The organism is Anoxynatronum sibiricum, assembly GCF_039414295.1.
Classification (GTDB): domain Bacteria; phylum Bacillota; class Clostridia; order Peptostreptococcales; family Tindalliaceae; genus Anoxynatronum; species Anoxynatronum sibiricum.
This window is the reverse complement of sequence record NZ_JBCITM010000013.1, coordinates 19152-42175: the sequence shown is the minus strand read 5'-3', so window position 1 is coordinate 42175 and position 23024 is coordinate 19152. Positions and strand designations below refer to the sequence as shown.

Annotated in this window: 24 protein-coding genes; 19 read left to right on the top strand and 5 right to left on the bottom strand. The window is 50.4% G+C overall.

Annotation, left to right across the window (positions count from 1 at the left end; all coding sequences use genetic code 11):
* Positions 1-204: 204 nt before the first annotated feature.
* Both hcp and AAIG11_RS12305 read right to left on the bottom strand, forming a co-directional pair.
* A complete protein-coding gene (gene hcp / locus AAIG11_RS12310) occupies positions 205-1851 on the bottom strand; it encodes a hydroxylamine reductase (protein WP_343186539.1) in 1647 nt (548 codons plus the stop codon).
* A 206-nt stretch (positions 1852-2057) separates the two neighbouring features.
* Positions 2058-2495, bottom strand: a complete 438-nt coding sequence (locus tag AAIG11_RS12305; protein ID WP_343186538.1) for an RrF2 family transcriptional regulator — start codon at positions 2493-2495, stop codon at positions 2058-2060.
* A 188-nt stretch (positions 2496-2683) separates the two neighbouring features.
* On the opposite strand from AAIG11_RS12305, the gene AAIG11_RS12300 reads away from it, so the two are divergent.
* From AAIG11_RS12300 to AAIG11_RS12215, 18 genes are all read left to right on the top strand, one after another.
* Positions 2684-3763, top strand: a complete 1080-nt coding sequence (locus tag AAIG11_RS12300) for a metal ABC transporter solute-binding protein, Zn/Mn family (protein ID WP_343186537.1) — start codon at positions 2684-2686, stop codon at positions 3761-3763.
* Between the two features lie 2 nt (positions 3764-3765).
* Complete coding sequence (locus AAIG11_RS12295; RefSeq protein ID WP_343186536.1) at positions 3766-4509, top strand: metal ABC transporter ATP-binding protein; 744 nt, start codon at positions 3766-3768, stop codon at positions 4507-4509.
* Between the two features lie 75 nt (positions 4510-4584).
* Positions 4585-5382, top strand: coding sequence for a metal ABC transporter permease (locus tag AAIG11_RS12290; RefSeq protein ID WP_343186535.1), 798 nt, complete (start codon positions 4585-4587; stop codon positions 5380-5382).
* 290 nt (positions 5383-5672) lie between these two features.
* The gene (locus AAIG11_RS12285) at positions 5673-5978 is read left to right on the top strand and encodes a DUF2325 domain-containing protein (protein WP_343186534.1); all 306 of its coding nucleotides are present in this window, start codon (positions 5673-5675) and stop codon (positions 5976-5978) included.
* 238 nt (positions 5979-6216) lie between these two features.
* On the top strand, positions 6217-6432 hold the full coding sequence (locus AAIG11_RS12280) for a FeoA family protein (protein ID WP_343186533.1): 216 nt from the start codon (positions 6217-6219) through the stop codon (positions 6430-6432).
* On the top strand, positions 6433-8268 hold the full coding sequence (locus AAIG11_RS12275; RefSeq protein ID WP_343186532.1) for a FeoB small GTPase domain-containing protein: 1836 nt from the start codon (positions 6433-6435) through the stop codon (positions 8266-8268). It begins immediately after the preceding gene.
* Positions 8269-8381: 113 nt separating this feature from the next.
* Complete coding sequence (locus AAIG11_RS12270) at positions 8382-9014, top strand: hypothetical protein (RefSeq protein WP_343186531.1); 633 nt, start codon at positions 8382-8384, stop codon at positions 9012-9014.
* Positions 8947-9942 carry a lysylphosphatidylglycerol synthase transmembrane domain-containing protein gene (locus AAIG11_RS12265; RefSeq protein ID WP_343186530.1) on the top strand — a complete coding sequence of 332 codons (996 nt, stop codon included), beginning with the start codon at positions 8947-8949 and terminating at the stop codon, positions 9940-9942. The genes AAIG11_RS12270 and AAIG11_RS12265 overlap by 68 nt, the downstream gene beginning before the upstream one ends.
* Before the next feature lie 173 nt (positions 9943-10115).
* Positions 10116-10646: a ferredoxin domain-containing protein gene (locus tag AAIG11_RS12260; RefSeq protein WP_343186529.1), complete on the top strand. Its 531-nt coding sequence runs from the start codon at positions 10116-10118 to the stop codon at positions 10644-10646.
* A 192-nt stretch (positions 10647-10838) separates the two neighbouring features.
* Entirely contained in the window at positions 10839-12944 is a 2106-nt protein-coding gene (locus AAIG11_RS12255; protein WP_343186528.1) for a putative bifunctional diguanylate cyclase/phosphodiesterase, read from the top strand.
* 54 nt (positions 12945-12998) lie between these two features.
* Positions 12999-14291 carry a GTPase HflX gene (gene hflX / locus AAIG11_RS12250; protein ID WP_343186527.1) on the top strand — a complete coding sequence of 431 codons (1293 nt, stop codon included), beginning with the start codon at positions 12999-13001 and terminating at the stop codon, positions 14289-14291.
* A gap of 68 nt (positions 14292-14359) precedes the next feature.
* Positions 14360-15445 carry a type II secretion system F family protein gene (locus AAIG11_RS12245; RefSeq protein ID WP_343186526.1) on the top strand — a complete coding sequence of 362 codons (1086 nt, stop codon included), beginning with the start codon at positions 14360-14362 and terminating at the stop codon, positions 15443-15445.
* Between the two features lie 45 nt (positions 15446-15490).
* The gene (locus AAIG11_RS12240) at positions 15491-15796 is read left to right on the top strand and encodes a hypothetical protein (protein ID WP_343186525.1); all 306 of its coding nucleotides are present in this window, start codon (positions 15491-15493) and stop codon (positions 15794-15796) included.
* Between the two features lie 94 nt (positions 15797-15890).
* On the top strand, positions 15891-16415 hold the full coding sequence (locus AAIG11_RS12235; RefSeq protein ID WP_343186524.1) for a DUF4860 domain-containing protein: 525 nt from the start codon (positions 15891-15893) through the stop codon (positions 16413-16415).
* Positions 16416-16498: 83 nt separating this feature from the next.
* Positions 16499-17014 (top strand): type IV pilus modification PilV family protein, encoded by a 516-nt coding sequence (locus AAIG11_RS12230; RefSeq protein ID WP_343186523.1) that lies wholly within the window; start codon positions 16499-16501, stop codon positions 17012-17014.
* Positions 17011-17691, top strand: a complete 681-nt coding sequence (locus AAIG11_RS12225) for a hypothetical protein (RefSeq protein WP_343186522.1) — start codon at positions 17011-17013, stop codon at positions 17689-17691. The genes AAIG11_RS12230 and AAIG11_RS12225 overlap by 4 nt, the downstream gene beginning before the upstream one ends.
* Before the next feature lie 40 nt (positions 17692-17731).
* On the top strand, positions 17732-18790 hold the full coding sequence (locus AAIG11_RS12220; RefSeq protein WP_425499423.1) for a type IV pilus twitching motility protein PilT: 1059 nt from the start codon (positions 17732-17734) through the stop codon (positions 18788-18790).
* Positions 18791-19060: 270 nt separating this feature from the next.
* Complete coding sequence (locus tag AAIG11_RS12215) at positions 19061-19855, top strand: transglutaminase-like domain-containing protein (protein ID WP_343186521.1); 795 nt, start codon at positions 19061-19063, stop codon at positions 19853-19855.
* A gap of 90 nt (positions 19856-19945) precedes the next feature.
* On the opposite strand, the gene AAIG11_RS12210 is transcribed toward AAIG11_RS12215, so the two are convergent.
* From AAIG11_RS12210 to AAIG11_RS12200, 3 genes are all read right to left on the bottom strand, one after another.
* Entirely contained in the window at positions 19946-20503 is a 558-nt protein-coding gene (locus AAIG11_RS12210) for a hypothetical protein (protein WP_343186520.1), read from the bottom strand.
* Positions 20504-20678: 175 nt separating this feature from the next.
* On the bottom strand, positions 20679-22091 hold the full coding sequence (locus AAIG11_RS12205) for an MATE family efflux transporter (RefSeq protein ID WP_343186519.1): 1413 nt from the start codon (positions 22089-22091) through the stop codon (positions 20679-20681).
* A gap of 123 nt (positions 22092-22214) precedes the next feature.
* Positions 22215-22343: a hypothetical protein gene (locus tag AAIG11_RS12200; RefSeq protein WP_343186518.1), complete on the bottom strand. Its 129-nt coding sequence runs from the start codon at positions 22341-22343 to the stop codon at positions 22215-22217.
* Between the two features lie 66 nt (positions 22344-22409).
* On the opposite strand from AAIG11_RS12200, the gene epsC reads away from it, so the two are divergent.
* Positions 22410-22985: a serine O-acetyltransferase EpsC gene (gene epsC / locus AAIG11_RS12195; protein WP_343186517.1), complete on the top strand. Its 576-nt coding sequence runs from the start codon at positions 22410-22412 to the stop codon at positions 22983-22985.
* The last annotated feature ends 39 nt before the right edge of the window (positions 22986-23024 follow it).

Below are 23024 nucleotides of genomic sequence, written 5' to 3'. Positions count from 1 at the left end.
GATAAATCTATTCTGTTGCTCATTATACTACACATGCAATCCGTTTGCATATAGAACAGGCAAGAATATCTCAATTTTTCCCCAATAGACATATAGCTGAAAGATCGGTGACTTTTTCAGTGCGGTTGCCGACCTCTTAAAAATGAAAAAGCTGCACACAGAGTCGCGTGCAGCTTTTTGACAATCTTTTAGGGCGCATGGAGATTAAGAGAGAAACAGCTGGATGTCTTCTTCCACAGACTGGATTCCGGCAATGCCGAAGTTGTCCACCAGGACTTTGGCCACATTGGGCGACAGGAACGCAGGCAGTGTGGGCCCCAGGTGTATGTTTTTCACGCCCAGATACAAAAGTGCCAGCAGTACAATAACAGCTTTTTGCTCATACCAGGCAATGTTGTAAGAGATGGGAAGGTCGTTGATATCATCCAGACCAAACACCTCTTTCAACTTGAGGGCGATCACTGCCAGAGAATAGGAATCGTTGCACTGGCCGGCATCCAGTACCCGGGGAATGCCGCCAATATCTCCCAGGGGTAACTTGTTGTAGCGGAACTTGGCGCATCCAGCGGTGAGAATGACAGTATCCTGGGGAAGGGCTTCTGCAAAATCGGTGTAGTAAGAACGTGATTTCATGCGGGCATCACAGCCGGCCATGACAAAGAACTGCTTGATGGCTCCCGTTTTAACAGCATCCACCACTTTGTCCGCCAGTGCCAGCACCTGTTGGTGGGCAAAGCCGCCTACAATGGTTCCGGTCTCCAGTTCCGTTGGAGGCTGGCATTTTTTTGCATGTTCCATGAGGACGGTGAAATCTTTTTGGCCGCCTTCGGGACGATCGGCAATATGAACAACACCTTCAAATCCGGCAGTGTTGGTGGTGTATACCCGGTCTTTATAGCTGTCTTTTGGGGGAACCAGGCAGTTGGAAGTTAGCAGCACAGGTCCGTTAAAAGCGTCAAACTCCTTATCCTGATGCCACCAGGAGCCGCCATAGTTTCCAATGAAATGCTCATATTTTTTAAAGGCAGGGTAATAGTTGGCAGGAAGCATTTCGCTGTGGGTGTATACATCAATACCGGTACCGGCGGTTTGTTCCAGCAGCTCTTCCATATCTTTCAGGTCATGACCACTGATGAGAATACCTGGCCGGGTGCCTACGCCAATATTGACACTGGTAATTTCCGGATGACCATAAGCGCTGGTATTTGCCTGATCCAGCAGAGACATGCCATCAACACCAAATTTACCAGTTTCCAGTGTCAAAGCAACCAGATCATCGGCCGACAGGCTGTCATTGGTCAACTGAGTCAATGCACGATGCATAAAAGCAGTGATTTCCTGATTTTCCTGTGATAGGTTTTGCGCATGATGTACATACGCTGCCAACCCCTTTAAGCCATAAGTGATCAATTCCCGGAGAGAACGAACGTCTTCATTTTCAGTTGCCAGTACACCAACAGTGGATGCTTTGGTTTCAAAAGCGTCCAGTGAGTGAGCGGTCCAGACAGCTGCATCACGATTTGGAACAGAGGTGGCAGGGCTGACGGCAGCCAGTTTATTGCTAAGGGTTTCCCGCAAAGCCAGACCCTCCTGAATGCGGTTGACAAAAACCTGCTTGTCAAAATTAGCATTGGTAATGGTGGCAAACAGACTGCCCACCATAAAATGGTCAGCTTCCGGAACGCCTTGCCCCAGTTGATTTAACTCTTGCTGATAAAGCGAAATCCCTTTGGTAACAAAGATCAGCAGATCCTGGAGATTTGCCACATCGGCGGGTTTTCCACAGATCCCCACTTTGGTGCAACCGCTGTTGCGGGCCGCTTCCTGACACTGATAGCAAAACATACTCATTTTGATACGCCTCCTTTTAATAGTGAATCAATACGGGGTAACAGTTATTGAAAGAGCGGTAAAATACCTGCTCCTTTCAAACAATATTATGGTACCACAATACTTAAATAAAAGCAAATGAAAACGCTGATTCGAAGCGGGCTGCAATGCCTTTGAAACAGCGCAGGTGATGCTGGCAATAAATGGATTCTGATAAAGATGAGTAACTAGTGAGCTGCACCATTTTTACCTGGTTTTCGATTACCAACAAACTCACTGAGGTGGGTGTTGGTCAGGTAGTCAATGAATTGACTGTTCAGTTTTTCTGGCATTCCTCTGAAAATACAGTAGGCAAAGGGACATTCCCGGCGATGGCTGGGACATCCTTCCAGAGAAACAGGCCCTTCAATCATTTCGTAAATCTCTAAAAAACTGATGTCATGAGGGCTTCGGTCCAGTGAAAAGCCACCTTTAGGACCACGAACAGAGCGGAGAATGCGCCCTTTCGCCAATCGCTGCAGTACTTTTGATAAATGTGCCTCTGAAGCACCGGTTGCCTGAGCGATTTGTTTGACATTCACATATTCACTTTCTGAAGTGGCGATATACACCATGCTGTGCAATGCCAATGATAACATCTCTGACAAATGAAAAGTTCCAGCCATCATAATCCCTCCTGATTGATTCTATTTTAGTATTAAAATATTTAAATGTCAATAATATTGGTAATTGTTTTTTGGATATTCATACAAGACATAATACAGGTTTTTTTTGCATGTGTTGTTTGAAATACAAAATAGTGGGAATCAATGTATTAGATGCAAGTGAATTGCAACTAAAGGAGGTCATTGTGATGAAACATGAGAATCGAAAGGAGTCAGCGTCTAACCGATTGAGGCATTGGTTAGCCTTGATATTGGTGGCGATGATGGTAACGGTTGCAGCCGGGTGTGCGGCACCTTCTGTAGAACCGGCACCAGCCGAGGCTTCGGCAGGTCAACTGGAAGAAGAGGATGAAGCGCTTGCGGCTGAAGAAATGGCTGAAGATAGCTTGATTGAACCTGTTATAACATTAACCGCCAGCTTTTTTCCTTACGCAGATCTGGCCCGTCAAATAGGCGGACCACTGGTTGAGATTAATCAGATGGTACCTGACGGAGCAGATCCTCACAGCTTTGAACCCAGCCCCAGGGACTTAATTCAGTTAGAGGCATCCCAGGTTTTCATCTACAATGGGTTGGATATGGAACCCTGGTTGGAAGGAGCACTGGCACTACTGGCGAATCATGAAACTCGTCTTATACAGGCAGCCGACCTGGTGCCTTTGTTACCCTACGGAGACCATGACCACGACCACGACCATGACCACGACCATGACCACGACCACGACCACGACCACGACCACGGTGAATGGGACCCCCATGTGTGGACTGATCCTCTTAATATGGTGACGATCGGTTCAGAGTTATTGGCTGTTCTCCAGGAACTTGACCCCGCGAACAGCGACACATATGAAGAGAACTATCATCTCTTTGCAGCTGCCATTGAGGAGCTTGATGCTGGATTCCGTCAGATGGTTGAAGAAGCAGATCAAAAAGTAATGCTGGTATCCCATTCCGCTTTTGGTTACTTTGCACATCGTTACGGGCTTGAGGAAATTGCCGTTACGGGAATTACTCCTCATGCCGAGCCAAACCCCGGTCGTCTGGCAGAATTGACAAATCTTGCCCGGGAATATAAACTGGAATATATCTTCTTTGAAACACTTGCAAACCCACGCACTGCTGAAGTTCTGGCGGCAGAAGCTGGGTTGGAACCCCTCATGCTCCATAACCTTGAAGGGCTTAATCAGGAACAGCGTGAAGCAGGGGCCACTTATGTGACACTCATGCATGAAAATCTGAAAACATTGGAGAAAGCGCTGGTGAAGTAGCCATGGAAATGGTGCGTCTTGAAAATCTTAGCTTTCAGTATGATGACATCCCGCTGCTGCGGGATGTCAATTTGTCCATTCAAGAAGGAGACTTCATGGGCATTGTGGGACCCAACGGATCTGCAAAAAGCACGTTGCTGAAGCTGATGCTGGGGCTTTTGAAACCGGAACAGGGGCAGGTGATGCTGCTGGGGAAACCAGTGCATCAGTTTCGTGAGTGGCGGCGCATTGGCTACATTCCTCAAAATGTCAGGGAATTCAATATGGGATTTCCTGCTACTGTTTATGAAATGATCAGTGCCAATTTGATCAGTCAGATGGGATTATTCAAGCGCATGACGCCCAAGCTGGACAAAAAGGTACGGGAAGCACTGGATATTGTGGGGTTGTCAGATTATGCAGACCGGCGGATCGGACAGCTTTCCGGCGGACAGCAACAGCGGGTGTTTATTGCCCGAACGCTGGTAAGCTCCCCCTGCATCATTTTTATGGATGAACCCCTGGTGGGAGTGGATGTGGATTCCCAGGAGCGGTTTTATGAGCTGATGGAAATCCTGAACCGGGATATGGGCATTACCCTTATTATGGTCTCCCACGACATCGGTGTGGTCAGTGAACGAACCAGTCGAATCGCCTGTATGGGGAGGAATCAGATTTTTGTTCATGACACATCGACCTTTAAACCTGAGCAGTATCTGGAAGACATGTATGGTGAAAAAACCCGGATGATGCACCATCATCACTGACCTGAACAGAAACACGAGATTATAAACAATCAGTCCACAAAAAGACGGTTGTGTAAACAACAGGGAGGTTCAACCATGCCGGAAATACTAACCTATGGCTTTATGCAGCGGGCATTCCTGGCGGGAATTGTCGTAGCAGTGCTTTGTCCGGCCATTGGTATTTTTCTCACCCTTCGCCGCTTGTCGCTCATTGGTGACACTCTTTCCCATGTGGCACTGGCCGGCGTGGCCGGTGGATTGCTGGGAGGGATTTATCCCATTTACAGCGCCCTCATGGCAACGATTTTGGCATCTCTTGCCATTGAACAGCTTCGAAAGACCTATACCCATTATGCTGAGCTGTCTCTTTCGGTCATGATGTCATTTGGTGTTGGTCTGGCAACGGTGCTCATCAGTCTGGGGGGCGCCGGTGCGCAGGTATCCAGCTATCTTTTTGGCAGTGTGACCTTGGTGACCCGGCAGGATGTCTGGAGTATCTGGCTGTTAGGCGGGGCCATCCTATTTCTGGTGATGATGCTTTACCGCAGTTTGTTTTTCATGGCTTTTGACGAAACGGCAGCGCTGCTGGCAGGTATTCCTGTGAAACGCATCAATCTGCTGTTCACCATCATGGTCGCCATCACCATCTCCCTTTCCATGAGAATCGTTGGAATTCTACTGGTGTCATCTCTCATGGTACTGCCTGTGGCCACTGCTTTGCAGCTTCGGGGAAGCTTTCGCACAACATTTTTCTTTTCGCTGCTCTTTGGCCTGCTGTCGGTGGTCATTGGGTTGACTATTTCCTTCTATGCATCCTTGGCACCGGGAGGCACCATTGTTCTGACATCATTGGGCATTTTAATGGCAGTCAGTGGGGCGAAACGCTGGATTTGATAAAATAACTCCAGTATGCCTCAACTCACAGGCTGACAACAGGGTCAGTTAAGCCAGTGATCAGGAGCAACCACGACACAGTTGATCGACCGCACTGGAAACTCATTTACCTGATTTTTACCACGTCTGCCAGCTCTGCATCTGAGGATGCGGAGTTTTTTTGGTGATGAAAAGGGTGAAGCATCGGTTTTTTCAGAAAATGGCGAATAAGCAGCAAAAAACCATTGACAAACCAAACCACCCATACTATAATAATGATAATCATTATCAAAAGAAAGGGGGCTTCACTGATGAAAGCGTTATTAGTTGGAGCTGATCGACTGGGCAATATTCCCGAAGCGCTTGAATCCTTCGGAATTAAGGAATATACGCACTGGACCGGGCGTAAAAAAGGGATGCGCCGCATGGAAATTCCTGAAGAAACCGATGTGATCATTGTTTTTACAGATTTCATTGAGCATAATATGACGAAACTGGTGAAAGATCAGGCCAAACAGATGAAAATACCCTGTGTGTTTTCCCGCCGTGCGTGCAGTGATCTGGTGAATAAACTGGAAGGATGTACCAGCTGTCCTTTTAACGCTCGAAAACAGTAATTCGCCAATCAAGTGTGGATGTTCATTATCTGCGGGATCTGCAGGAACGGAGACGCGTCACAAGAATGACTCCATAATGCTTCTTAACAGTACCCGTCACAGATGTGACGGGTGTTCCATTTTGTGAAAATGCGGCTGTTAAAAATGCTTGTCAAAAGAAAGCAGGAGTGGTATGCTAATGGTGATAATGAGAAGTGCTATCAATAATTAATGACTATTAACGTCAGGAGTGGTTGTTATGTCATTGTATAAAATGAAGATCAAAGGCCGCTGCATCATCGAAACACTTCCTGCTGTTCCACTGATGGATGCCATGGGGTTTCGAATGGGATTGCCGGTGGAAATCCAAAGCCGCCAGCCCATGGGTGGGCCAGTGGTTGTCCGATTAGGAAACCGTTGCGTTGCCATCGCCCGTGAATTTGCAGAGCAAATCATGGTGCGGGAGGTGGCGTAGTTGGAGTGCCATCAAGAACAGGCTTTTTTAGGGCCTAAGTCAGGAGATTTTCGGTTCCTACTCATGGGAAACCCCAATGTGGGTAAGAGTGTTGTCTTCTCAAAGCTTACAGGCGTTGAGGTGGACAGTGCCAATTATACCGGCACCACTGTCAGTTTCACAAGTGGCAAATGGCAGTATCGGGGACGCAATGGTGATCTGATTGATGTGCCTGGAACCTATTCATTAGCTGCCACATCACCCGCAGAGCAGGTGGCGGTGGATATGGTACACAATGAAGCCGTTGATGCCATCATTGTGGTGCTGGATGCCACCAATTTAGAGCGAAACATTTTTTTCGCGCTCCAAATACAACATTTAAGTACTGTTAGTCCGGATAAAGTCGTGCCGGTTATTTATGCACTGAATATGATAGACGTGGCAGAGCGTCAGGGAATCTCCATCGATGTGGACCTGCTTTCACAGCACTTGAATGCCCCCGTCATTCCCACGGTGGCGGTACGAAATGTGGGTTTGCTGCAATTAATGGAGGCTGCTATCAAAGCTGCAGATGCTTTTCGTCAAAGTCAGGAAGCATCAAACAGCACTGAAGCAGCTGGTGCTCCAGATTCAGGCGATGCAAATCAATGGCCTGATACCGACGATGAGCGTTGGCAATGGGTGGGCCGAACCATTCAGGATGTGCAGCAAGTTGAACACAGGCACCCCACCTGGCTGGAGCGTCTGGGAGATGCGTCAATGAAGCCCTTTCCGGGGATTCCGCTGGCGCTTCTTGTTTTAACGATTGCGCTGGGTATTGTGGTAGGTGGAGGAAAAGGCCTTCGCAGTGCCATTTTGTTACCCCTTGTCAACGGCGTGATTGTGCCTTTTTTCGTTCGAATTGTATCCATTTTTGTCACTGAAGGTGTTGTTTTTAACGTACTGGTGGGAGAGTACGGCATTTTGGTGAAAGGAATTGAATGGCCCTTCGCCCTGATTTTTCCATATGTTTTCCTGTTTTATATTGTGTTGTCATTCATGGAAGACAGCGGCTATCTGCCCCGCCTGGGCGTCATGGTGGACGGCGTGATGAGGAAAGCCGGTATTCAGGGAGGCAACATCGTGCCCATGATCATGGGTTATGGCTGTGCCATTCCGGCCATCCTGGGCACCCGCGCAGCCACCAGCCGAAAAGAGCGGATCATGGTGGCAACCATGGTGGCATTGGCGGTGCCCTGCTCTGCACAGACAGGTGCTTTTATTGCTTTATTGGGAGATCATTCCGTCTTTATGCTGATTGGTATTTATCTGATCTCATTTGCTGCTATTTTCTTAACCGGCGTGGTTCTTGACCGTGTGATTCCCGGGAAAAGTGATCCAATGCTCCTGGAAATCCCCAATTTACTGATGCCGGATCGTCAGACGCTGGTGAAAAAAATCAAAATCAGAACCAAACACTTCATGATGGAAGCAGAAGTGCCCATGATGATGGGTGTAGGTCTGGCAGCTCTTTTGGTAGAAACAGGTGCGCTGGTTCACGTGGGAGAAGTCCTTTCACCCTTGGTGGAAGGCTGGCTTGGACTGCCGAAGGAGGCTACACTGGGCCTGATTTTGGGGATTATCCGTCGCGAGTTGGCCGTGCTTCCATTGTTGGAAATGGATTTAAGCTATATTCAAATGTTTACAGGTTCCCTGGTGGCGCTTTTCTACATGCCCTGCCTGGCAGTGCTGGGAGTGCTTATCAAAGAGTTTGGTGTGAAGATAGGTGCCTTCATCGGTGTGGGCACCACGGTAGCGGCACTGGTACTGGGAGGTTTGTTCTATCAGGTAGCCACTTTGATATCAACAGTGCTTTAATGTTGATGAAGAGGATTACCTGTAACAAGCTAAACCCGATGTTGTCGTAGCTGCTGATGATGCGAAACCCCTGTTTTGGGGCTTTAATAGAAATGTCAGAAAGGATGTTCGCCGTGATTCCTGCCTTAACCCGTTTCACTGAAAAGTCACTCTCTCATTTTCCGGCCAGTTATCCATTGATGAGACTGTATTATCGCAGTATTGTCAATCGGGAGATCGGATTAGGGAATATTAATCGCCATGATCGTGTGCTCTGTGTGGGGGGAGGCGCTTTTCCTGTTACAGCCATGGAAATTTGCCGGCACACCGGAGCGGCGGTGGATGTACTGGACTGTGATCTGGATGCCGTGGAACATGCCCGGGACCTGTTACGCAAAATGGGAATGTGGCAAATTTTCGTGCATCATGGGTGTGGGCAGTCATTTGATCCAAGTGTTTACAATGTAGTCCATCTGGCGCTGCAAGTGCGTGGCAGGGAACAGATTCTGGAAAACTTGCAGCAATATGCCCAGTCGGGCACTCGCATATTGGTGCGGCTGCCCCACAGCAGGCTGGAACGTTTTTATGAGGCACCCTGTCAACTAACCAGAGCCCATCTGACTCAGCAGGCACAGTTACGGTTGCAGCCGGGCAGTACCATGGCCGGCACCTGCATGCTGGTGAAGGAGGAAACAGCGCATGAAGCGAAATCACTGGATATCCGTTCTTGGACTGGTACTCCTGCTGTTGCTTCTCTGGCGGACTGATTTGCAACAGGTGGTAAGTAGCCTGCGAGAGTTGTCGCTGACAACGCTGATAGTGCTCTTATCCCTTCAGACAGCCAACCGGATATTGGTGGCATACCAATGGCAGCATCTGGCAGATATCAACCATCGCCGGGTCACGCTCATGCAAATGGTGCGCATGAATCTGGTGGGTACTTTCTTTGAAGGTGTCACTCCTTCGGTTAAGTTCGGTGGTGAGGCAGTAAAGGTGTGGTGGTTCAAGGAGCACCTGGGGTGGTCAGGTACTGAAGCCACATCATTGCTGATTTTGCAGAAAAGCATCAGCGGCCTGGTTTTCGGGGCTGCGTGTGTCGTCACCCTGATCTCCCTCATGCTGCATCCCCTTCAGGGGCGTTTGATCAGCAGTCTTTTTCCCATGAATGCCCATTTTGGAAACACACTGCCATGGGTGGTGCTGTTATTGACGGTGGGCCTCCTGTTCTGGGGAATCTCAAAACTGAAAACGACCCGGGGTATTGGTCAGTGGTTACGTCAAACCTGGCAGCAGTTCATCAGTGATACTGCCGCATTACTCCAGCATCCTGCAAAAGGGATACAGCAGCTGATACTCAGCCTGATCATTTGGGGAAACTATGCCCTGCAGGCCTGGGTGGCCTCCAAAGGTCTGGGAATTCCTGCCGGTTTTCTAACAGTGGCGGCAGCCACTTACATGGCCTATATGGCGGGGATGATCCCATTGTTTCCAGGAGGAGCAGGTACTTTTGAAGGCGCCATGATGCTGGTGCTGACAGGCTACGGCATTGCAGTGCACCAGGCGCTGGCCCTTACCCTGGTGGTGCGAACCTTCACCTTTTGGCTGGTGTTTGGCGTCAGCGCCTTGGCCATGCTGATTTTCTGGCTGGCAGACAGATACCGTGCCGTGACTCATCCGACGGGAATAGGCAGGTGAACAGTCATCAATCCAGTTCATCATTTACGAACTGAAAAACTTCTGACAGGCAAATTTATTTTTGTCTGAGCAGGAGTTTTTTTATTTGTGACGAATATCTTATAATAGCCCGAAATGGAGCTGCACAATATGTTTCAGTATGAACCTGCAAGAAAAACTGAGGAGGCAATGTGATGATTTATAAAAGCAAAGAACTGGAGAAACAGGCAGCAATGCAGGTGGCACAGCTAATGGCTGCCGCCGCCCGAACAGCTCCCAAAGGCAAAGGAGCAGATCGTCTTGAAATGATGGTGCTGGACGGCACTGACAAAGAAACGCTTTCTCAGGAAATGCGCCGTATTGCAGAAGACTCCGGGGCCGCCTTTTTCCAGCGGGATGCCGGCAATGTAGATGATTCCCAGGTAGTGCTTCTCATCGGTACCCGCAATGGGGTGGCAGGTGTGCCTGTCTGTGGATTTTGCGGATTTAAGAACTGTGCAGAAAATGTTCAGCATAATGGAATCTGTGCGTTTGCCACCGGTGATTTGGGCATTGCCGTCGGATCGGCTGTTTCTGTGGCAGCAGACCATCGCTGTGATAACCGCATCATGTTTTCTGCAGGCAAAGCTGCGTTAAACCTGGGATATTTCGGTGACGATGTGATCATCGCTTATGGCATTCCCTTGGCCATCAAAGGGAAAAGCCCCTTCTTCGATCGGGGATAAACGCGACTGTTGGTCAGAGACAGCCAGAAAAACAGCAAGAAATGCGTGTCAACAGGGGATAAAATGCAGATGAGGTTGATATTTTTCCGTTTAATGGGTATCAGATTTCTAACATCAGTCATCACCAGCTCAGGGAGTCATTGAGTGTGAGTTGAGACAACACAGGCATATCACCGGGATGGAGGTCGTTAGATGAAGGATAGACAGAAAACCTTGCAGCAGGCTGCTGAAACGGTCGTTCGCCTCGAAAATTTTCCCGCCTCCCGGATTCCACAGAAAATCGTGGTGATCTATCTCGTTGCTGGTGCCCTGTGGATTGCCTTTTCAGACAGATTACTATTGGCCATGGTATCCGATTATGAGCAATTTGTTAATTTGCAAACCTTCAAGGGTTGGTTTTATGTGGGCGCCACGGGGTTGTTGCTGTATCTGCTGATCCGTCAGAATCTGAATGAGCTGACCCGTTATCAGGAAGATTTGGTGGCTAACTATGAAGAACTGGAAAGTGCCTATGAAGAACTGGTGGCCATGGAACAGGAACTGCAGGACAATTTCAACACCCTTCAAGTCCAGCAGCGACAATTGCTGGAAACGGAAGAGCGGTACAGGCTGGTGGTGGAGGGCAGCAATGACTGCATCTGGGAATGGGACCTGCGCAATCAAAAGTTGAGCTTTTCGCGCACCAAGTTGCTGCTGGGCTATGATGAAGATGAGCTGCCGGAAACCTACGACGCCTGGGCGTCGCTGGTTCATCCCGAAGACCTTGACAACACAGTAATTGTCAGGCAGCAGCATCTGGATGGCAAAACCCCCTACTTTTACAGTGAATACCGGATGCGCAACAAATGGGGTGAATACCGGTGGATTCAATCCCGGGGGAAGGCTGTCTGGGACTCCAAGGGGAAATCTGTTCGCATGGCCGGTTCCCATGTGGATGTGACCGAGCAGAAACGTCTGATGCGGGAAATGTACCAAATGGCGTATTACGACGAACTGACAGCGTTGCCCAACCGCACCCTGTTTTACGATCATCTGAAAAAAATCATGGGCACTCATCACCGGCATCAGGAACAGTTTGGCCTTTTAACCATGGATCTGGACGATTTTCGCAGAATCAATGATACCAGAGGGCATCCGGTGGGGGATCAAATCCTGGTAGAAGTGGCCTGTCGCATCAATGAACAGTTACAGGACAACGAGTTTGTAGCCCGATCCGGGGGCGATGAGTTTTATGTCCTGAAGTCCCGGCTGCAATCAACAGACGATTTGAAAGGGCTGGCAGAACGGATATTAAAAGCCTTTGAAGCCCCCTTTAGAGTAGAGGAATATGAATACTTCATCAGCGCCAGTGCAGGAATCGCGATTTTTCCTGACCACGGGACTGACAGAGATACCCTGCTACAGCACGCTGATGTGGCTCTCAGTGAAGCCAAAACTGCCGGTAAAAATAAATACTGGTTTTTCGACCAGACCATACGCGATCGAATTGCCAACTGGATGGAAAAAGAAAAAGACCTGCGCTATGCCATTCAACGCCGGGAGTTTGTGCTTCACTACCAACCCATCATGGATGTGAAAGGGAATATTGTGGGCGCTGAAGCTCTCATAAGGTGGAATCATCCACAGCAGGGGTTGCTCTCTCCCTTCTTTTTCATGGAACTGGCAGAAGAGACAGACCTGATCCATCCCATTGGTGCCTGGGTGATGGAAAGCGTCTGCCAAACCTGCAGGCAGTGGAAAATTGACGGCTTACCGCCCCTGACTGTGTCCATCAACCTGTCTTCCATGCAGTTTCGTCGAACAGACCTGCCTGACTGGATCAGTCAGATGATTCATCAGTATGGTGTTGATCCCTGCCAGCTGGTGGTTGAAATTACTGAAACAGCTGCCATGGATAATTTGAGTCACACCAAGGAACTGCTGAACCGCATCCGGGCATTGGGAGTCAGGGTAGCCCTTGATGACTTTGGCACCGGCTATTCCTCTCTCAACTATTTAAGATCACTGCCCATGGATATCCTTAAAATTGATAAGTCCTTTATCCAGGAAATGGGTAATAATCCCAAGGAAACCTTTATTGTGCGCCAGATTATTGACATGGCTCACCAGCTTCAACTAACCGTCACAGCCGAAGGTGTTGAAGAAAGAGCCCAGTGGGAGATGCTGGAACGTTACGGCTGTGACCATCTTCAGGGCTATTATTTCCACCGGCCCATGGCAGAGGAAAAACTGCGGGAAGTACTGGCCAAAGCAGTCGCACATCCATTATCTGAGGCTGAACATCAACAGATTCATTAGACGTAAGGGATGGGCAGCATTACCCCATCCCTTTTTCGCAGAAGGAGCGATTTCATGAACGAAGAACAACGTGCCCTGTTGGTGGGGGTAAACCTGAACCATCATCCCTATTTTGAATATGGCATGGAAGAGCTGGCCAATCTGGCCGCCGCCTGCGATGTGACAGTGGTGGGTCGGGCTTCCCAGAACCTGCAGCAGATCAATAAGACCCACTACATTGGCAAGGGAAAAATCGAAGAAGTGGGCCAGCTGGTGGCAGAAAAAGAAGCTGGCGTGGTCATTTTCAACGACGAGCTGTCGCCGTCACAAATTCGCAATTTGGAAGAAAGCCTGGAATGCAAAGTCATTGACCGCACCATGCTCATTTTGGATATCTTTTCAGAGCGGGCGAAAACCCGGGAAGCTCAGTTGCAGGTGGAAATTGCCTCTCTGCAGTATGCATTGCCCCGTCTCATCGGCCTGCGACAGTCACTGGGTCGCCAGGTGGGTGGCGTGGGCACCAAAAACCGGGGTGTGGGCGAGAAGAAACTGGAGCTTGACCGCCGGGCCATTGAAGAACGCATTACACTGCTTCACCGGGAGCTGAAAGAGCTGACAGAACACCGGAAGACCCAGCGCAAGCAGCGGCAGCGCACCGAAATCCCCACCGTTGCTCTGGTGGGGTACACCAATGCCGGCAAATCCACTCTGATGAACGCATTGGTGGAGGCTTACGGAGAAGCGACAGACAAGCAGGTACTGGAAAAGGATATGCTTTTTGCCACACTGGAAACTGCGGTGCGTAAAATCCGGTTACCGGAAAATCAGACCTTTTTGCTCACCGACACCGTGGGCTTTGTCAGCAAACTGCCCCACCACTTGGTGAAGGCCTTTCGCTCCACCCTGGAAGAGGTGAAGGAAGCAGATCTGCTCATTCATGTGGTGGACTATGCCAACCAGGACTATATGGAACAAATCCGGGTAACCAACGAAACGCTGGAAGCCATCGGCGTCACCGACCAGGCCATGATCTACGCCTATAATAAAATGGACCAGGTGACTGAAACAGCCGGCAGAAGCGGAGCCGACAAACCAGATGTGATCTTCCTCTCCGCCAAAATGAGAGAAGGGATCGAACCCCTGGTGGCCAGCATCCGGGAACACTGCTTTGGCGATGATATGATCTGTACCTTCCTGTTCCCCTATCAGCAAGGGCGTCTGGTGACCTATTTCAATGAAACCGCCGGGGTACTTGCCACCGAGCATGAAGCCGAAGGCATTCGCATGACAGTGCGGTGTCGCAGACGGGATGCCGACAAATACCGGCAATACCAAGTGTCTGAGAACGTACCTTCAGAAGAGACGTAACAAATCAAGCAGATATGTGAAAAAGTGAGAAAAAAGGAAAAGGATCACAAGGGAAAAGAGGTGTTTTCATGGAAACAGCTGAAATCAGGTCATCGTCGCCCCGACAAATCACCGCTGCCAAGCGGCTGAAACCGGCAGCCCTGTCTCTTTTTTGCTATCAATTATCAGTGCTGTTTCGGTCGGGGATTCCCCTGCTTGAAGGACTGTCCCTGCTGGAGAAAGAGATGACCGATCTCCGGCTGAAAAAAGCGGCTGCTGCCCTCTACCAAGACATTCATCATGGCAGCACCTTCCAAGAGTCCATCACCCGCCAGCCCGGGTTTCCCCCTTACCTCACAGGAATGCTGGCCATTGCCGAAAGCACCGGGCGGCTCGATGAAGAAACCCGTCGCCTGTCCGACTACTATGATCGCCTTGATCAGTTGGAACAGCGCATTAAAAGCGCCGTTGCCTATCCCCTGATTTTGGCAGTGATGATGACTGCAGTGGTGGGATTACTGATTTTCCGCATCCTTCCCATGTTCCACCAAATACTGGTTTCCATTGGGGGCAGCATTCCCGGGAGCACTCAGGTAATGGTGTCTGTCAGCCGGTCTTTGCAGCAGGGGGGCGTGGTGATGATGGCGGTGGCGGCGTTGGTCATTGCCGGTCTGGTCATTTATACCCGATCTGGGGCAGGCAGATCCAGGTGGGATCGGTGGAAGCTGACTTTTCCGCCCACCAGAACCGTTGCATCCAAAATAATTGCTTTTCGGATCAGTCATGCCCTCAGCCTTCTTATCGCCGGTGGCATGGCCTTTGATGAATCTCTCCAGTGGACAGAGTCCATTGTGGAAAACCAGTATGCAGCCGGCCAGCTTCGGGCCTGTCGAAAAGCCATTGAAGAAGGCACTCCCGTGGCAGAAGCCTTTGAACAGGTGACCATACTGCCTGAACTGCTCATCCGCATGGTACGCATCGGTGCCCAGACAGGGCAGATGGAAGATTTTCTGGCCCGCAGTGCTGTCATGTACCAGCAAGAGACTGATCGCAGTCTGCAGCGTCTCACCGCCATCGTGGAGCCGGCATTGGTGATCGTCTTGTCACTGATCATCGGTGTGATTCTCATGGCCGTTATGCTGCCCCTGATTCAGATTCTGTCCACTATTGGTTAAGGTGTGCGCCCGTTACTCCGGAAACTGATGAAAAAGGTGATGTTCATGACAATCCTCAAAGACCCCCGATGGATCAGCCTGCTGATCCTGTTGGCAGTGGTTCTGCTGGTATTCGCAGGCATGGGCGATTTCTGGGTTGGTGCCGACAGTGAAAGTTTGGCGATTCTGGAAGAGGCCGTCCGCCGGGCCGCCATCCAGTGCTATGCCCTTGAAGGCAGCTATCCCCCCGATCTGGATTATCTTGAAACTCATTACGGCCTGATTGTCAATCGGGAGGCCTATTTCTACCATTATGAAATTATCGGAGCCAACATCATGCCCCAAATCCGGGTACTGCATCGCTGGCAGTAGGCCAGAGCCGGCGTGGGGTCTGATTCCTCTGTCATGAAGACATGAGAGCACTCTTGAGGAGGCGTGACAGCCTGTTCATAAAGGAGGCACCACCATGAAGCATTTTCAATCTCTAAGTCGCTGCCAGGGTCACAGCCTCACCGAATTGCTGCTGGTGATGGCGTTGTTGTTGTTTTTTGGCACCGCCTCCTTCACCCTCATGGCCGCAGGCAACAGCGCCTCTCAACAGGTCATAGACCGGCAGCAGGCCCAGAGCCAGCTGCGCACTGCGGCTGCTTACATGAACACCCGCCTCCGGCAGCAGGATCGTCAGAATGCCGTCACCCTGCGCCCTCATCCAGAAACTGGCCATACAGCCCTGGTGCTTACAGAAGTGTACTACGGCGAACTCTGGGAAACCTGGGTTTACCACCGGGAAGGCACCCTGCGGGAAGTGCAGGTCATTCCAGGTGATCCTGTCAGGGATGATTTCAGCTTTGAAATTGCCTTGCTGGATACCTTTGAAGTGGAGATGGAGGAAGGCACCACCCTCCACTTTCAGATGGGAGTGAACGGGGAAGACCAAACGCTGATGAGAAGCGGCTATTACCGGCTTAAGGCAGGTGCCGGTGTGGAATAAAGAGGAGAATCATCTCTCCCTGTCTCACGCAGGAACGCTGGAACAGCGGCTGAAATCATACGTCCGGAACAGGAAGTGAGCGCATGACCGGAAGGCGAAAAAGAAAATCGTTACAGGGTTTTTCTTTACTGGAGATCATCATGGCAGTGGGAATACTGTCACTGGTGAGCCTTTACCTGCTCCAGATTTTTGTGACGGCGGTTCGTCTCAATCATCAGGCGGCTGATCTGGACGAAAGTGTTCAACTGGGCAACAGCATCATCCAGCTTTTGGACAGCGGTCTCGAAAAAGAAAGGCTGGCAAGCCAGCCCTTCTTTCAACATGCCCAGATCAAACAAAATGGGCAGTCCACCAGCCTGACCATAGGTTACGATGACAAATGGCAGCCGGTTCCCCATCATTCGGAACCAGCTATACAGCCAGTCTACAATCTGCAGGTAACCGCCACAGAACAAGAAAATGCCGGAGGCAGGCTGCTGACAGTGGCGCTGGCCGTCACCCGTCAACAACCCTATCTGCTGCAAAAAGAAGATAAGCCTGTGATCTACCAGCTGGAAACCCAACGATTTCTTCCCAGAGAAGGAGGTGGGCAGCCATGAGACGCCGGCTGAAAGAACGAATGAAAGAACGAAAGGAAATGTTCTTCACCGCCCAGTCAGGAAGTGCTTCGGTGCTGGTGATTATGCTGGCCCTCACCCTCATTGTTTTTGGCGTGTTTGCCATGATGACAGCTCACTCGGGCCTGGCCATTGCCCGGCGAAACGCCGCATGGACCCAGCGCCACTACGACCTGGAAGGAGAAGCAGCGGCCATCACCTGGCGGGTCAGCGGCATGCTGGCCGATACCTGGGAGGAAGTACTGATGGCAAGGGAACTGGAGCAGCCTGAAAGCAGAATCGATGGCGCAACACCATCATACCAGGATTCGCAGAGTGCTGCCGTTGATTGGCCCAACCTGCTGGAACAGTATCGCCGGTTGGTGACGTATCGTCTGGCAGAAACGGCTGACACACAGATGAATGCCTCACTGGCAACCCGGCCAGATGAAGACGCCATGATCATTACGTTGGCACTTCCCCCGCCGGAAGAACCGGGCATGGGCGGCTTTCGCGCTGAAATAAGGGTGTCCCTGCCTGAAACTCCTCTTGCTGAACAAGGGTTATTTTCTGGACCCGTGCAGAAAATCACTGCATGGCAAAGCCTGCCGGCGGAAGTGGAATATATCGAAGGTGTTGAATTCAGAGATGTGGAGGTGAACCCATCAGGTGACAGCTAATCCCATTACCAAGGATACGATTAAGGAAATTACCAACGATATTGGCAAAGGGGTGCATGCCCTGCTCACCCTGGCAGTGGAGCGGGAGGCTTCAGACCTGTTCATTACCGCGGGAAGACCGCCCACCCTGAAGGTGAACGGCATGTTGGAGCCGGCAGGAGAAGCCGCCCTGAAACCGGCTGATACAGAAGTACTGATTCGGGAACTCTTTTTTAAAGAGGCACACTTTCAGGAATTTATGGCCCAAGGTGAAAAAGATTTTTCTGTTTCCATTTTTGGAGTGGGCCGCTTTCGGGTGGCTGCCTATACCCAGCGGGGTTCCATGGCGGCGGCCATACGCATTCTCCGGTTTGATCAGCCGGACCCTCTGGAGCTGGGAATACCCGATACGGTACTGGATTTTCATCGCCAGACCCGGGGTTTGATTCTGGTGACAGGGCCAACGGGGAGCGGTAAATCCACCACTTTATCTGCTATTATACATCTCATCAACCAGCGGCGGGCCTGCCACATCCTCACCCTGGAAGACCCCATCGAGTACCTGCATACCCATGCCAAAAGCCTGGTGGATCAGCGGGAAATCGGCATGGATACCCGCAGCTATGCCCACGCCCTGCGGGCGGCCATGCGCCAGTCTCCCGATGTGATTCTGGTGGGAGAAATGCGGGATCATGAGACCATCTCCATCGCCCTGACAGCAGCCGAAACCGGTCATTTGGTGCTCTCCACCCTCCACACTCTGGGCGCGGCCAAAACCATCGACCGCATCATCGATGTTTTCCCTGCCGAACAGCAGCAACAGGTGCGTATTCAGCTTTCAACGGTACTGCATTCCGTTGTGTCGCAGCAATTGATTTCCACAGATGACGATCGCCGGGCAGCTGCCTTTGAAATTATGCTGGTGAACGGCGCCATTCGCAATATGATTCGGGATGCCAAAATTCCCCAGATTGACGCTGCCATCCAGACAGGCAAAGCACAGGGAATGATCAGCATGGACATGAGTCTGGCGAACCTGGTGAAAGCCGGAAAAATTTCCAAAGAGTCAGCGCGCACTCATTGTATGAATCCGGAAGTGCTGAACAGGTATCTGCTTTAGAGGAAAGCAAGGAGTGATGGCCACCCGTGGGCAGTGAAGTTCCCATCGCCGCGGGCAGTTTAGGGCTATACCCACGGGGTAACAATACCGATATAGATAATAAGAGGATAAGATCGGCATTGCAATGAAACCATGCACAGACCGGGAAACGATCAGATGAATCAAGGACCACGCAGCTATTGGATGAGGCGCTGCAGGCTATTTGTCTGTAGGGCGCGTGAATAAGGCAGTCATCAGTGCAGTGATGTAATCAGGAAGGAGGGAACAGGCATGCGAAAGGGAATATGGGCAGTTGTGATGGTATGCCTGCTGATACTGATTCCTCTGGAAAGTGAAGCGGCAGGAGCGGTTTTTGATACCAGTGATGTGGACAGAGGTGTGATTCATATCAGTTACAAGGCGTCGCAACCACGTCAGCTGAAGGTGATGGTCACCAAAGGGCAGGAGCGGTACACCTACGATCTGAAGTCTGATGGTACCGTGGAGTCGTTCCCCTTGCAGATGGGCGACGGCAGTTACAAAATTGATGTGCTTCAGAATGCTGGCGGAACCAGGTATACCTTCCTTGACTCCAAGACAGTTCAGGTGAAGCTGGAAGACCCCAACAGTGTCTTTCTCAATTCCGTTCAGGAAATCAACTGGAGCCGGGAAGATCCACCTATTCTGAAAAGTGGAGAGCTTGTCGGCAACAAAGAAGAAACCCGACCGAAAGTCACCACCATTTACGAGTACATGATTCATAATTACACGTATGATTATGATAAAATACCCACTTTGACAGCAGCCTACAAACCCAACATCATTCAGACCTATTTCGAGAAAAAAGGCATCTGTTATGATTACTCTTCGTTAATGGCTGCCATGAAGCGAAGTGACGGAATTCCCACTAAGCTGGTGAAGGGATACACCAAGCACGTTGACGGCTACCATGCCTGGAACGAAGTGTTGCTGGATGGGGAATGGGTGATCATTGATTCCACTGTTGATGCCGTGTATCGGCAAGGCGGCACCAACTTTACCATGGTGAAAAATCCCAGTGAGTTTACGAAGGTGTACGAATACTAACATATAAAATCGACAAAACCCTGCAGGTAACGCTCCCGTATCCGGTGCGATCCTGCAGGGTTTTTTGATGGCGATTTAATCGGTGTATTTTTAAATCAGCTTTTTCTTCAGTTTTTCCGGGTGTTTCATAAAGGGCAGATCCAGAACGCGCAGTTGAGAATCCAGCTTGCTGAGCACCAGGTACTCCACATAGAGGTTGCCGCCGCCTGCCAGTCGGTCCAACAGTGTTTGATCGATGCGCACCTGAATGATTTGATGGAACATGCTCTCATCTTCAATCCGCTGGAAGGGGAAGACAAATCGTTTTTCGGTGATGCGCTGCTGATCGAAATCAATCACGGTGACACCCGTCAGGGCGAATAAAAGGGATAAGATCTTTCCGAACAGGTAGATCAATAGAATCAGCACTGCCAGTGCCGCCAGGTAAGAGCCTGCCAACAGCACCATTTCCATGATTTCAATGTCAGTCTCCATGGCATTGGTCAGCGCTGACAGATAGCTGACGTCATAGGTATTAAAAATCCGTTGCTGAAAACCGCGGATGCGCCGCCAGAAAGTCAGTGCCACCAGGGTAAAAAGAATAAACTTGAGAAGTTTGCTAAGCATGCCCTGCAGCGATGCCCGCAACACCACTTTGTTGGAATCCATAAATTTCCTCCTGTCCGATGATGGGATCGTTTTTATTTTACACTAAATGTGCTCTTCTGCCAACACCGGGATGAAGACTGTGATCAGGCAAAAACGTCAACGGCATAAAACAGGTGCCGGTATCAACATCAGTAAAGGATGACAGTCAAGTAGGTGATCAGTGAAGTGACAGGCGCTATGCTTCGGAAATCCCTGTTTCGGGGTCAGTAACCGGAGGCTGGTTTGCCGCATTGTCCAGTGATGTGAAAACCTTCTGTAATCGTCTTCCCAGCCAGAAAACCATAATGACCAGGGCAATGAACTCTGACAAAGGAAAAGCATACCATACTGCCGAAAGCCCCCACATGCGCCCCAGTATCCAGGCGAAAGGCAGCAGCAGCACCATTTGCCGCAGAAAGGAAAGGGCAAGGCTGGGCAGGCCAAGACCGATGGCCTGAAAAGTAGTGGCACCGATAATGGCGGGGCCCACGATGAAGAGTCCAAGAGAAATGGTGGTGAGGGCTTCGCTGCCGATGGCCAGCATCTCAGGGCCGGGTTGGAAGAGACCGATCAGCTGTTGGGGGATAAAGCGGAAGAGAAAGGCACCAGTACTGGTGATGACAAGAGCAGTCAGAAGACCATAACGAAGTGCCTGCTTCATGCGCGGAGCGTTGCCTGCGCCATAATTATAACCGATAATGGGAATATAACCCTGGGTGAGTCCAAAAACCGGCATCAGGACGAAAGATTGAAGTCGAAAGTAGACCCCTGTCACGGCCATGGCCGTTTCGGTATAAGTACCCACCACCATGTTCAGTCCCCCAATCATGAAGGAAGTGAGAAACTGCATGAACATGCTGGGCAGGCCCACCTGATAGACGCTCTTGAGAATGGAAAAATTCACGGGGAAAGTACCCACTTTGGGTTTCACCTGATGCTGTCCCCGGTAAAGGAGCAGCAGAATGAAAAAGCAGCTGACGGCTTTGGAAATCACCGTGGCCACCGCTGCTCCCGTCACCTCCATCCGCGGAAAAAAGCCAATGCCGAAGATCATCAGTGGGTCAAGGATGATGTTGGTGATGGCTCCCAACATCATCGAAAGCATGGGCAGGAAGGTGTTTCCCTGTCCCCGCAGGATATCATTGGCAACGATGGATGTGAACAGAAAGACACCACCCAGCATGATGATACGGGTGTACTGAATGCCATACCGAATAACCTCAGGATCATTGCTGAAAGCCCGCACCAGCGGACCGGCAAGCATCAGACCGGCAATGGCTGACAAAACACCGTACACCAGCGAAGCCCCCAATACATGCTGGGCCACCAGAATGGCATCTTCATGCTTCTGCTGTCCCAGCAATCGGGAAATGAGAGAGCTGGTTCCCACGCCGGTGCCCGTCGCTATGGCAATGAGAAAGATATGAACGGGAAAAGCGATGGAAAGAGCTGTGAGAGCGCCTTCACTGATGCGGGCAACGAAAAAGCTGTCCACCACATTGTAAAGTGCCTGAATGGTCATGGAGATCATTCCTGGAACAGACAGCTTGAATAGCAGCGGCAGAATTGGTTCACTGCCCAGGCGTTGATGATGAGATGCTGGTTTCATGAAGTTCGCCTCCTATAGTCATAATTCTATTATAGAGATTGACAGGGTAAAAAGAAAGTCCTGAGGGGGTTTCCTGGTATTTTTCCTTGACATCAGCGCGCTAAAGCATTAGAATAATAGCAACTATTCCGACTGAAATAGTTGGGTATGAAATGAAGGAGGCGTTCTCATGAAAAACACAGTGAAGCTCACATCCACCATCCATTTGCCGGCAGCGGTTCGCTGTTGTGGTTGTTGCTGTTGTTGATACATGATGATCCGATAATTCATATCTGATGAACGTTGAAACAGCCAAACAACCATAAGGAGGCATTTCCCTTGTTTAAATATTTTGATGTGGTACGTGAGCGAGACCCTGCTGCTCGCAGCAACCTTGAAATTCTGTTATGCTACCCAGGGCTTCATGCCCTTTTCTTTCACCGCATCGCCCATTTTTTCCACCGGCACCGCTGGTTTCTCATCGCCCGTCTTATTTCCAACTTCAGCCGGTTTATGACCGGCATTGAAGTTCATCCGGGGGCTACCATTGGCAAAGGGTTTTTCATTGACCACGGCATGGGCATCGTCATTGGCGAAACCGCCGAGATTGGTGACAATGTGACCCTGTTCCACGGTGTGACCCTTGGAGGCACCGGCAAAGATCAGGGAAAACGGCACCCCACTGTCAGCGATAACGCCGTCATTGGAACGGGAGCCAAGGTGCTGGGACCCATCACCATTGGGGCATATGCCAAAGTGGGAGCCAATGCGGTGGTGCTGAAAGATGTGCCTGACCACTGCAGTGCGGTGGGAATCCCGGCAAAAATCATTCCCCCGCCGGAGGAAAAGGCTGAGCATCAGATAAAGCCGGCGCAGGAACCAAAGCCTGTTCAAAAAATTCGAAGCGTGGTATAATGATACAAAACAGCCTGCCTGCGTTCTTCATTGATCGCA